9 protein-coding genes are annotated in these 11,427 nt (G+C 40.7%); 4 read left to right on the forward strand and 5 right to left on the reverse strand.

Annotated features, from left to right (window positions below; genetic code table 11):
* Positions 1–127: 127 nt before the first annotated feature.
* The 4 genes from V7K76_RS32150 to V7K76_RS32165 all read left to right on the forward strand — a co-directional run bounded on the left by V7K76_RS32150 (position 128) and on the right by V7K76_RS32165 (position 6,167).
* Positions 128–2,800 (forward strand): TonB-dependent siderophore receptor, encoded by a 2,673-nt coding sequence (locus V7K76_RS32150; protein ID WP_335030384.1) that lies wholly within the window; start codon positions 128–130, stop codon positions 2,798–2,800.
* 110 nt (positions 2,801–2,910) lie between these two features.
* Positions 2,911–4,026 carry a PepSY-associated TM helix domain-containing protein gene (locus V7K76_RS32155; protein WP_334778199.1) on the forward strand — a complete coding sequence of 372 codons (1,116 nt, stop codon included), beginning with the start codon at positions 2,911–2,913 and terminating at the stop codon, positions 4,024–4,026.
* Between the two features lie 445 nt (positions 4,027–4,471).
* Positions 4,472–4,990: a DUF456 domain-containing protein gene (locus V7K76_RS32160; protein ID WP_334778198.1), complete on the forward strand. Its 519-nt coding sequence runs from the start codon at positions 4,472–4,474 to the stop codon at positions 4,988–4,990.
* A gap of 520 nt (positions 4,991–5,510) precedes the next feature.
* Positions 5,511–6,167: a PEP-CTERM sorting domain-containing protein gene (locus V7K76_RS32165; protein WP_334778197.1), complete on the forward strand. Its 657-nt coding sequence runs from the start codon at positions 5,511–5,513 to the stop codon at positions 6,165–6,167.
* Between the two features lie 368 nt (positions 6,168–6,535).
* Here V7K76_RS32165 and nblB read toward each other — a convergent pair whose 3' ends face one another.
* The 5 genes from nblB to V7K76_RS32190 form a co-directional block, all read right to left on the reverse strand.
* Positions 6,536–7,201 (reverse strand): phycobilisome degradation protein NblB, encoded by a 666-nt coding sequence (nblB, locus tag V7K76_RS32170; protein ID WP_334778196.1) that lies wholly within the window; start codon positions 7,199–7,201, stop codon positions 6,536–6,538.
* Positions 7,202–7,306: 105 nt separating this feature from the next.
* Positions 7,307–7,771 carry a CBS domain-containing protein gene (locus V7K76_RS32175; protein WP_179068350.1) on the reverse strand — a complete coding sequence of 155 codons (465 nt, stop codon included), beginning with the start codon at positions 7,769–7,771 and terminating at the stop codon, positions 7,307–7,309.
* 230 nt (positions 7,772–8,001) lie between these two features.
* Positions 8,002–8,448, reverse strand: a complete 447-nt coding sequence (gene mutT, locus V7K76_RS32180) for an 8-oxo-dGTP diphosphatase MutT (protein WP_334778194.1) — start codon at positions 8,446–8,448, stop codon at positions 8,002–8,004.
* 441 nt (positions 8,449–8,889) lie between these two features.
* Positions 8,890–10,221 carry an aromatic ring-hydroxylating dioxygenase subunit alpha gene (locus V7K76_RS32185; RefSeq protein ID WP_335030385.1) on the reverse strand — a complete coding sequence of 444 codons (1,332 nt, stop codon included), beginning with the start codon at positions 10,219–10,221 and terminating at the stop codon, positions 8,890–8,892.
* A gap of 790 nt (positions 10,222–11,011) precedes the next feature.
* Positions 11,012–11,278 (reverse strand): DUF5615 family PIN-like protein, encoded by a 267-nt coding sequence (locus tag V7K76_RS32190; RefSeq protein WP_334778190.1) that lies wholly within the window; start codon positions 11,276–11,278, stop codon positions 11,012–11,014.
* Positions 11,279–11,427: the final 149 nt, after the last annotated feature.

Consider the following 11,427-nt stretch of genomic DNA (forward strand, 5'->3'; position numbering starts at 1 on the left):
CATATACCTTAATAGGATTTTTTGCTACAAATTCCCCTATGCTGTTGATAATTAATCCTAAATAAAGATTGTTGTGATCTGGGATACTAAGGTGTGTGGGGAGAAAATGAGCAAGCAAATATTCAAAATGTTCAGTTGCAGACTGGAGTGGCTGTTGATACTTGTAACGGTTTTGGTGGTTCAGCCTGCGAAAGCGCAAGATATTCCCAAATCTGATTCATTGCTGAATCGGCTTCGCCCAGCGAAAACACTACCACAAGCGAAGCCACCTGAAGCAACTAAAAAGATTAGGCAATTAAGTGAGCTAGAACCCGTTGTTACCAGCGCCAAAATGTTATTAGTGCAGTCGTCCACACAACAAACAGCACCCGCATCAGAAGTTGTGCAAGTTACCTCAGTTAAGGCAAATCCCACTGCCAAAGGTCTGGAGATTATTTTACAGACTAGCAAAGGGGAACAGTTGCAACTAGTCAATCGCAGTGCTGGTAGCAATTTCATCACTGACATTCCCAATGCTCAACTGCGCCTACCATCGGGCGAAGCATTCACATTCCGCTCTGAAAAACCAATTGCGGGTGTTACACAAATAATAGTCACCAATTTTGATACCAATACTATCCGGGTGACAGTAACGGGTGAGGCGAGTGTACCAACTGTCGAGTTGTTTGATAGTCCAGACGAAGGTCTAATCTTCAGCGTTGCGAGTACTGCACCTTCTACGATGTCACAGCAGCCACCGCAAACCCCACCAACTGCTGAACAACAGAAGCCAGGGAATCAAACACAGCCAAAACCATCTACATCTAGTGATGAACCGATTGAGTTGGTCGTAACGGGTGAACAAGACGGATATAGTGTACCAGATAGCACAACTGCGACAAAAACTGATACTCCTCAACGTGATATTCCCCAGTCAATTCAAGTCATTCCGCAACAAGTTATCAAAGATCAGCAAATCACCCGGATTAGTGATGTTGCCCGCAATGTTAGTGGTGTCTCACTAGAAGGTAGTTATGGTGCTAACACAGATGCTTATATCATTCGGGGATTTGTAACTTACAATAGCCTGAGAAATGGTTTCCAAGCTGGAGATAACTACATCGATCCGAACACCATTGAACGAGTCGAAGTTCTCAAAGGTCCAGCTTCAGTGCTATATGGTCAGTTTGAACCAGGTGGTGTGGTCAATTATGTCACCAAACAACCCCTTGCAACTCCCTATTATGCAAGTGAATTTACAGTCGGAAGTTACGGTGAGTACAAATCCTCAATTGATATTTCTGGACCACTTACCCCTGACAAAAAGTTGTTGTATCGCTTGAATGTTGGCTATGAAAATTTTGGGAGTTTTATAGATTTTGTTCACGGGCAATATTTCTCAATAGCGCCCGTATTGTCCTATAAGATCAGCGATAATACAAATTTGACTTTGGAATATGAGCATACTAGTCAAAATCGAACATTTTATGATGGGTTGCCACCTATTCCTCAATCTTTTCAAGTTCCCATCAGTCGTTTTTTAGGAGAGCCAAGCACTGATCAGTACAATGTTGACTCTGATGCATTTTACTTGACTTTAGATCATACCTTCAGTGAAAATTTACGGCTGCGTAGTGCCTTTTCAGCATACCTTACTACTTCTGGTTTAAATGAATTTGTCCGACCAGACTCACTTGAAGCGGATGGTCAGACAATATCGCGAAGGCTTGCAGCAGGTCCCGGTTATAGTCAAACATTTGAACTGCAAAATGAATTAGTCGGCAAGTTCAAAACTGGTTCCATTAATCATCAGCTGCTCCTGGGTTTAGAGTTAAGTTGGCAAAACCAGTTTGGTGATTTCCTTCGCACTGCCGCTCCTGGGATTAATCTTTTCAATCCAGTATATGGTGCGCCACTGCCAACCAGTTTCGTCGATACAGCAAGCAGAGGGGGGTCTTATACCGATACTACAGCTATTTACTTGCAAGACCAGGTGACATTACTTTCTAATTTGAAGTTACTGGTTGGTGGAAGATATGATTTTGTCAGCTACAACGATAGAAACATAGACTTGAATAATAATCTGGTTTCTACAGATAAGTTTTACGATGAAGCTTTTTCACCCCGTGTGGGACTGGTTTACCAACCGATAAAACCAATCTCTCTATACGCCAGTTATAGCGAGTCTTTTGCACCCAACAACACCCTATCAGCTAACCAAGCACAATTACCACCTTCTCGCGGAACCCAGTATGAAGCGGGAATTAAAACCGAGTTATTTGATAGTAAGCTTTCGGCAACACTTGCAGTATACAATATTACCAAAACCAACGTACCTACAACCGATCCAAATAATACTGATTACTCAATTGCAGCTGGAGAAGTCAAGAGTCAAGGTATTGAATTCGATATTTCTGGGCGAATTTTACCTGGGTGGAATGTGATTGCATCCGTTGCCCATAACGATACCTTTGTCAGCAAGGATAATGAACTACCTGTAGGTGACAGATTGGTTGGTGTCCCCAGAAATACTGCAAGCTTCTGGACAACCTATGAAATTCAAAGTGGTTCCCTCAAAGGATTGGGATTTGGTGGAGGACTGTTTTTTGTCGGCGATGTCGAAGCCAATCTACCAAACGATGGAGTTATCATTCCTTCCTACGTCAGAACTGATGCCTCTATTTTCTATAAAAAAGAAAATTGGCGATTTGGTCTCAACTTCAAGAATCTTTTCGACACCACGTATTACGTGTCTCAGGGTTACTATCTGCGTCCCGGAGATCCGTTGACTGTTCTGGCAACGATTTCCGTACAGTTTTGACCCCACCCTAACCCTCCCCTTATAAAGGGGAGGGAACATGATTTTTCTTCCCCCCAATATATCGGGGGGATTGAGGGAGGTAAAAAATCCAACTTACTTTCGTAGCGATTATGAATCGGAAAAAACTACGCTCTATCGTTTTTTACCTGCACAGATATATCGGTTTTTTTGTTGGACTATTGCTAATTGTCATTGGGTTAACAGGTAGCTTGTTAGTGTTCGAGCAAGATTTTGACCACTTGATGATTAGACAACAATATGGAAACATTACTCCCCAACAGGTGCAGTTATCCCCAGAGTCTGTGGTGAATACAATTGAGGCGAAGTATCCCGCGCGAGGTGATTTCCATCTTTTCCGGATTTATTTGCCAGATACTCCTTCTTCTCCCTATGTGGGGCAGTTGTCATCAACTGATGTGGAAAGGAAAGAGGTTTTTATCAACCCTTATACAGGCAAAATTATCGGTGAGCGGATAACGGATAAAACCCCTATTGGTCTAATACTGAATTTGCACTACAGCTTGATGGCAGGTCAAACCGGAACTGTAATTGTTGGCATTGCTGCCTTTTTAATGTGTATACTCACCATCACAGGTTTAGTTCTCTGGCCTGGTTGGCGCAGATTGATTGCAGGCTTCAAAATCAAGCTTGATGCTCATTCTAAGCGGGTGAACTTTGACATTCACAAAGTGGCTGGCATTATCACTGTGGTTTTTTTATTTTTTACTGGTTTTACGGGCTTTTGCTGGAACTTCTACGATTTGACTGAGCCGATCATTTACGCTGTCACATTCACCTCAAAACCATCCGAGCCAGTATCCAAGCCAATTCCTAGTAAATCAACATTAGGACTGACAGAACAACTGAAAATTGCTAATGCTGCCTTACCTGATGCTGTTACTAAAAGCATTTATTTTCCCAGTAAAGCAGAAGATACTCTACAAATTCGCATGAAGTTACCGCAGGAAAATGAAGAGTATGGGAATAGTAATGTTTATCTCGACCAGTACAGTGGTGAGGTTTTGCGAGTTGATAACGGTTTGAAACTGCCATTGGGCGATCGCGTTCTCAACTCTTTTGTACCTCTGCACTACGGTACTTTTGGTGGCTTACCCACACGCATTCTCTACGTGTTCGTGGGACTTGCGCCACTGGTTCTTTTTGTTACTGGTTTTTTGATGTGGTGGTATCGCTATCGGGCTAAAACCGTAGTTAGCGATGTGTGATGACAAGCCTCTCTGCATCTACGCTCAATAGAAATGTCACACTCAGGTCGAAATTAACTGACATCTGAGATTGCTTTGACACCAAACCAATTTGGTGTCAAAGCATCTTACATAAGGGACTTCCAAGAAATAAATTACCCAATCTTGTGGGGTGGGCAACATGAGCGCCATATAAACTGGGCGGGCGAGACGCCATTAGTGTTAACTTAACGTGAAACCGCTTGTCCGCCGGGAATTGAAATTCCCGTATAATAGCTAAAGTCATCTGAAGATGACTAAATATCGCCAAAAATCTCCAGTCTACTTCAGTAGACTTAAGCTAAAAGCCCGAGAATTTATTCTCTGGCGGGCATGGAAGCCAACAGATAAGCTATTTCCAGCTTAAGTTGACACCAATGATATCTGTGTGCCTCTATGAGGAAATTTGGAAATTTACAATTGCTCTATGCAAATTATTTATTGGCTATTAATTGCCGTAATGCTTGTGGGTATTATCGGTGCAGTAGTTCCTGCCATTCCTGGTAGCAGCTTAATTTTAATTGCAATTATCGTCTGGGGAATCGTTACTAGTTCCTTTGCAGCTATCAAAATTCCCTTAATTGTGACAATTATAGTTTTACTGCTCAGTGTTGGAGTAGATTTTTTAGCTAGCTATGTGGGAGCAAAACAAGCCGGAGCTAGCAAGTGGGGGCAAATTGGCGCAATTGTCGGCTTGGTGGTGGGATTTTTGGGATTATTGCCAACTTTACCTTTTGGGGGGCCACTGTTAGGTATTTTACTAGGGCCGCTTTTAGGAGCAATTATTGGTGAGTATCTTTACCGACGTGAATTCGGGTTAGCAGTTAAAGCAGGTATCGGAATTATAGTCGGATCTTTGGTTGGAAATTTGATTCAAGGGTTATTAGCGATCGCAGCCGTTGTAGTTTTTGTTGTGACAACTTGGCCACAGGTCTTTGGCTCTTAGCATTTGAAAAATCTGATCCATTAGACATCTCCAGAAATTAAGTATATGTTACCCAGAAACCTTGTAGAGACGTAGCAGTGCTACGTCTCTACATTCTTTTTCGGAGATGTCTATTTAAGAACAACAGTAATAGGTAGCAGTTAGCTACTTATTACACACATGAATTTTGGATAAAGTCGAACTAAGAGGTTGTTTGAAAGGCTAATTTTTATTTCTCGTGCGAATCTAATTCGTCAGGGATATTTGCTGAGATACTGCCAATTTCAACTCCATCAAATTATAAATATACGAAGACGACTTATACAAAGAATCAAATTTTCATGAAGATGACTCAGGAATTAAAGATGTTATGAAGACCACTAAGTAATTCTTGCATACCTGGAATCTATGTGATTTTATGGAAATAAGAAATACATCACGCAAGTTTCGCTTTCACTGACAGTGTTTTTCATAAATTACTGAGATTAAAAGTAAAGCAATTGCTTTGATTTAAGGTTATTACTAGGAGCCTCAAACAACAATGATTGGTTTTAAATCTACATTACTAAATGCAACTTTAGCCATTACTGCTGCACTACCCTTAGCTACTGCTGGGTTGTTTACCTCTGCTGGTTCTGCTCAAGCTGCTACACTCGATGGTGGCTTTAATTTCAGTTCTGCTGGTTTTCCTTCTACTACAGCTACACTTTCAAATACATTCTTAAAATTTTCCTCTAGCCCTGGTTTAGCTTCACTAGGATCACCAAGTGGAAGTTTTGCAGCATTCACTGCAGCTCAGATATTCGACGTTAACACTAGCACCTTGACACCGTCGGGTTCTCTTTTTCTTGATTTAGGTACATATGGAAGCACTTTTAATTCTGGAGGAGATACATTTAGTTTGACATCTTTTCTCACTCCAACATTCTCTTCACAAAATGGAGGAACAGATATAAATGTGGGTTTCAACGGATTCTTTAATGATGGATCTGGTAACCACACTAATGCAACGGGATACATCACTTTTTCTACTCGAGATACTAACGCACTAGAAGACTACAATAATCAAGGAATCAAAGGAGCCACTTTTACTGGTTTTGCAGTAACTGCCGTTCCTGAGCCAGCTACAGTATTAGGTTTAGGATTAGTTGCTGCTGGTATGTTTATGTCTCGGCGCCGTAAAAGTGTTGTTCAATAGACTTATCTTAAATATCAATAAGTGACTTTTAGCAACTAAGTTTTAATAACTAAAAGTCACCATAATTATATATTCGATCTGGCTGGATGAAATGCAACATTCTATTAACCAGATCGAATTTTTTTATAGCGGTTCTTGGTTGGGTGAGGTACAGCTTTGACCTCTCTCCTAAAAGGAGAGAGTGTTTGAATTTTCCCCCTTCCCGCGTCTACGGTGTACACATAAGTCGAAAAATCCTCTACCCGCATTTTTGTCAGAGTGAAACTGTCACGTTAACCAACATCCCGCCCAGAACTGAAGTTCAGGGCTGATAGCCCAAGTCCACTTAAGTGGACTAAATGGGTAAAATTCCCTGAGCTTAGACATATTTAGGCTGATTGCAAAGAATTTTTGGCTTCATTGGCGATCGCTTCTACTTCATCATTAGCCAGAGTTTCTAAGATAGATTTGGCTTCTGCATTACCCAAACGAGCCAAGGCTTGTACAAGTCTGTAACGAATTTGCCAATCGGGATTGGTAGCATAGGGAGCCAGTAGGGGAACTGCTTGTAAATCCCCCAAGTCACCCAAAGAACTAATCGCAGCAGTTTGGACTAATTCATTTTCTGATGAGAGTGCCTCTTTGAGTAGTTCAAAGGCTCGTGGATCGCCTAACTCACCTAATGTCGCAATAATACTGAATTGTATTAGCCATTCACCAGTTGTATGATAAAGTTGCTGCAAATCTTCAAAAGCTTCGCGTAACTTCAGAGCGCCCAAACAGTCTGCTGCTGCTGCTTGTACATCTACTTCGGAGTCATGAAGCAAGCGATCGCGCAAAATATCTAAGGATAGCTGTAAATCCTGGGTTCCGAGTGTATCCATTTGACTCACTGCTGAGTAACGGACACGGGAATTGCGATCGCCAATAGCGCTTTGAATTAATTCAAAGCCAATCGCCGGTTCCAGTTGACGGATTTGATTTACTGCACGTAAGCGATCGCCTAAATCCTCAGAACTGAGCAATTGCCTAACAGACTCCGGAGTAATACTCATTTAGTTATCCTTGATTTTCAAATGTATAAAAAAGACAGACGCGATTAATCGCGTCTCTACTTTTGGCTTTTGTACAGACGCGATTAATCGCGTCTCTATTTTTGACTAATCTTGACTAGCAGCCATTGCCCGAATAATATCACCACGAGTGAGAATACCAATTACTTGACCTGTGCTATCAAGTACTGGCAAGCGGTGAACGCTGCGATCGTGCATGATTGTAGCTGCTTCTTTTAAAGTTTTATCAGGGGAAATAGCGATCGGGTTTTTACTCATCACCTCCCCAACGGTTTGCCCTAGAGCCTTATGCAAATCACGTTCATAAGTAGCAGGATTTTTTAAATAGATAACACTATCAAGAAACATGATGTACGCAGGTGGAGTAACACCAGTTTCCTGCCACATCAAATCGGTTTCTGAGATAATGCCCACCAATTTACCGAGATCATCCACAACAGGTAGTCCGCTGATGTGGCGTTCTGCGAGAATTTGGATAGCTTCCTTCAGTGGAGTTTCCTCCCGGACAACAATAGGATCGCGGCTCATCACATCGGTAACGGTTTTAGGCATTTATATTACTGACACCTTAAATCAAAGTCCCTGCGCCTATTGTAGAAAATTGCGGGACTCAACCTGATGCAATTAATAGATTGTTACGGGATTAGTCATTAGTCATTGGTCATTAGACATCTCCGAAAAAGAATGTAGAGACGTAGCACTGCTACGTCTCTACAAGGGTTCTGGGTAACGCATCTTTAATTTCTGGAGATGTCTATTAGTCATTGGTCATTGGTCATTAGTTATTGATTATTTTTTTGTTCCCCCAGTCCCCAGCCCTCACTTCCTTTTAATGCAGCAATAATTTGATTATTTGCTTTTGGAAAATTAAACTGATCGAGTTCTGCCAAAGTTACCCAGCGAATTTCATCGGATTCCAAAGGTTGGGGGATGCCTGTAAGATGGCGGCAGTGATGTACTGTGAGGGTAACGCGCAAGTTTGTATAGCTATGGTCAATAGTAATCAGATGCTCTCCCACTTCAATTACTATTCCCAGTTCTTCGGAAATTTCCCGTTGAATACACTCTTCGATAGTTTCACCAGGCTCAATTTTACCACCAGGAAATTCCCATAAACCACCCATAGCTCCTTCTGGACGACGGCGATCGATTAAAATTTGCTTTTGGTCATTCCAAATTACTGCAACACCAATGATTTTATGGGGTGGAAAAGAACTGGTTTCACTCATAGTTGAATGGGGAGTAGGGAATAGGGGAAGAATTGTTGACTTTTTACTAGCGATTTTAGATTTTAGATTTTAGATTTTGGATTAAAATAATTTTTGGTTCATGCCCCGCCCGAAGTCAAGCAGAATAAATCTAAAATCCCAAATCCCAAATCTGACGCTCGTTCGCGTAGCGTGTCGCAGACAAGAATCGCTCATAGCGTTGCCATTAGCAATACGCCTCTAGTTCAACTAATTACCAACTTATAGCAGTTCACAGATAACCAAATCCAAAAACTTTGCGTTACTCTGCGCTAACCTCCGCGTTCCTCTGCGTTTAAATTTTAACCCTAATTAAATTTAGGGGCTTCTCTACAAGACGCACTCGCGTTCAAACCATTTTTCTTTTTCTTTATGAGTGCCTTTTTACTTTTGCCTTATTCGGTGAGTTAGTGCAACACTAATTTATTCATGGCGAGTATAGGAATCCTCAAATTGAGTTTTGAGTCTCTGAGCCATAACTGCCAAAATAATCAATGTTATAGCAGTAGATACTGCGGCTATTTTTATTCCAGAAGTATCTGTAAGTATTGCAATAGCTGCGAAAGCGATCGCAACTCCCACGCAGCTTTGTTGTACTCGTTTAGTCAACTGATAAGCTTGGCTACAGGAATTACAGATAAGTGTATGTTGCGAAAATCGATCTAAGGGTTTTAACTGGTTAATATCTTCACTATTATCAATATTTTTTGCAGTGGAATAACCTTGATAAAAAGGCAAAGATGAGCCGTATTTATCTAACCACTTACGATATGCAACTACTAATATATCTGATGTTTTGAGCGGTAAATACAATTCTTGTAAATTTTTTCCTAACCGCTCAATTTGTTTCTTTTGTTCAACAACTATTGGCAAATCACCTTCCAGAACTTTGTTGCGAATCATTATATGATCTACCCAAGGAGGCATCAACTTTGTCTTAAAATCAAAAAAGTTACTATAATTTCTGACGAGAACCCGACATCTATTTTTACCGAGAGGAATTGAATACAAAGCAGATCCCCAAAACTTACTTTCATGTCCATTGCCAATTTTGTAAAGAACTAAGTTTGGAGCAACAAAATCTAATAAATGCCAAGGTTGATTGGGTTTTTTTGTCTTTCGATACCTTCCACTAATTCCTTGAGGAGAACTCTCAAGAACTTCCATTTCTAGTGGTTGAGCTTCAGTGCGATCGCTAAATATGCCCTCATGACTAATAGGAATATGCGCGGGGTCAATAACATTTTCAATAAAATAGCTTTGGTCATAAGGCAAGTCTCGCATGTAATCTAATTTAAAACATTCTGGCTGATCCAAATCTGGTATAGTTGGTATTAACTCATCAACAGCGGCTTCAGCTTCACCAGCCCAAACCCAAATAATTCCTTGACGTTCTATAACTTTAAAGCATGATACACAAGCACTAACAGGAATTTTTGCTTCCTTTGATAACTGGGGAATATGCAAACATTTACCATCTTGGCCAAATTGCCAACCATGATACAAGCACTCTATTCTACCATCAATAATTTGTCCATCAGACAGTCTAGCTGCACGGTGGGCACAACGATCTGTTAAACAAATTATCTGTCCATCTGTGTTTTTAAATAAAACAAAAGGCTCCTCATATAATGAAAATCTATAAGGGCGATTTATAGGAAAATCTTGGAGAAAACATACAGGATACCAACATTTTCTCCAATCAAATTCTGACTGAGATTCAAGAGTCTCGAAAGTAGAATTTTTGGGTGTCATCTCTATTTTTTTTGTTTCTAATATCATAGTTTTCTCCAGAGTTATATCAGTCTATTCCTCAGCAGAGATTATCCAATTTTGTAGTGGTGGCTGCATTTTTTCCTAGTCCAATTTTCTCTACTGAACTCTAAAATTAATAGTAGGAATTTACCACCACTACACTTAGCTGTGAGGCGTGTATACTTAATTTTTTTTTGCAATTAAAGCAGTTTTCTTTTACATGAAGTACAAAGTTATGGGTTTTTAGGCAGGAAGTAGAAACTATTTAGTCTAATTTTGAGTCCTGCATTTTGTACTTCATTTACTTGAAAATTGCTGTAACTTACTGAAGGCTATCTCAAATATTTCTTCTATATACAATTTTTTAGGAATGTTTACAACCCACCTCCGGCACAAATATCTGTCTCATTCGGTTATTACTGATATAAATTTTATAAAAAGAATTAAATAATACATTTATTGAGAATAGATAATTCAATATAATATAACGGTTCTCGTTTGGATGCGATACACAATAGGGCACAGCATTGCTCATTGGTGTCAACTTAAGTTGGAAATAGCTTATCTGTTGGCTTCCATGTCCGCCCGGAAATAAATAAATGAGTCTGGTTAAAATTGCACGACAAGAGTGAAGGTTGGCAGCTTGCTAGAGAGACTTAACGGGAAAAGTCAGGACGCAGAAAGAGGAGCAGCCTTAACTCAGTGGTAGATATTCAATCCGATCTTGATACTCATTTTCAAACGAAGCACCTGCTATCACCATCAACTCATCCAAGGTTTCACCGATGTTTTAATTCGCATTTAAAATAAAAATCCCCGGTATATGACGTCCTTGGGCAAAATGGTCAGCTAAGTGGACAGGCATAGATCGCCGATTGTTGGTTACTAAAATAAATCCCATCTCTTCACACCAATCCAAAATCTCTGGATCGAGAGTACCTTTCGCTGGTGTTGCAAGCTCGCCCACCATTCGCACTACAAACTCCAGATTTCGTCGCCTTAATTGGCGCACATACTCAGGATCGACGTTTTCATCAAACAGATATTTGAGGGTCATGCGCCGTCATACTTGGTTGATGTGCTTTCAGTTGTTGGGTTGAGTCGATGGGGAGTAGTCGGGTAAGGTTTGAGCGTCACCGCTCTCCCCTCCCCTAAGAACCGTGCATAAGACTTTCGCACTTACACGGCTCAAGCCTTACTTCAAGC

It is taken from the genome of Nostoc sp., assembly GCF_036917975.1.
Lineage (GTDB): Bacteria > Cyanobacteriota > Cyanobacteriia > Cyanobacteriales > Nostocaceae > Nostoc.

Coding starts and splice junctions, on each gene's coding strand:
- V7K76_RS32150 (WP_335030384.1), top strand. CDS start 128: ATGTTCAGTTGCAGACTGGAGTGGCTGTTGATACTTGTAACGGTTTTG.
- V7K76_RS32155 (WP_334778199.1), top strand. CDS start 2,911: ATGAATCGGAAAAAACTACGCTCTATCGTTTTTTACCTGCACAGATAT.
- V7K76_RS32160 (WP_334778198.1), top strand. CDS start 4,472: ATGCAAATTATTTATTGGCTATTAATTGCCGTAATGCTTGTGGGTATT.
- V7K76_RS32165 (WP_334778197.1), top strand. CDS start 5,511: ATGATTGGTTTTAAATCTACATTACTAAATGCAACTTTAGCCATTACT.
- nblB (WP_334778196.1), bottom strand. CDS start 7,201: ATGAGTATTACTCCGGAGTCTGTTAGGCAATTGCTCAGTTCTGAGGAT.
- V7K76_RS32175 (WP_179068350.1), bottom strand. CDS start 7,771: ATGCCTAAAACCGTTACCGATGTGATGAGCCGCGATCCTATTGTTGTC.
- mutT (WP_334778194.1), bottom strand. CDS start 8,448: ATGAGTGAAACCAGTTCTTTTCCACCCCATAAAATCATTGGTGTTGCA.
- V7K76_RS32185 (WP_335030385.1), bottom strand. CDS start 10,221: ATGACACCCAAAAATTCTACTTTCGAGACTCTTGAATCTCAGTCAGAA.
- V7K76_RS32190 (WP_334778190.1), bottom strand. CDS start 11,278: ATGACCCTCAAATATCTGTTTGATGAAAACGTCGATCCTGAGTATGTG.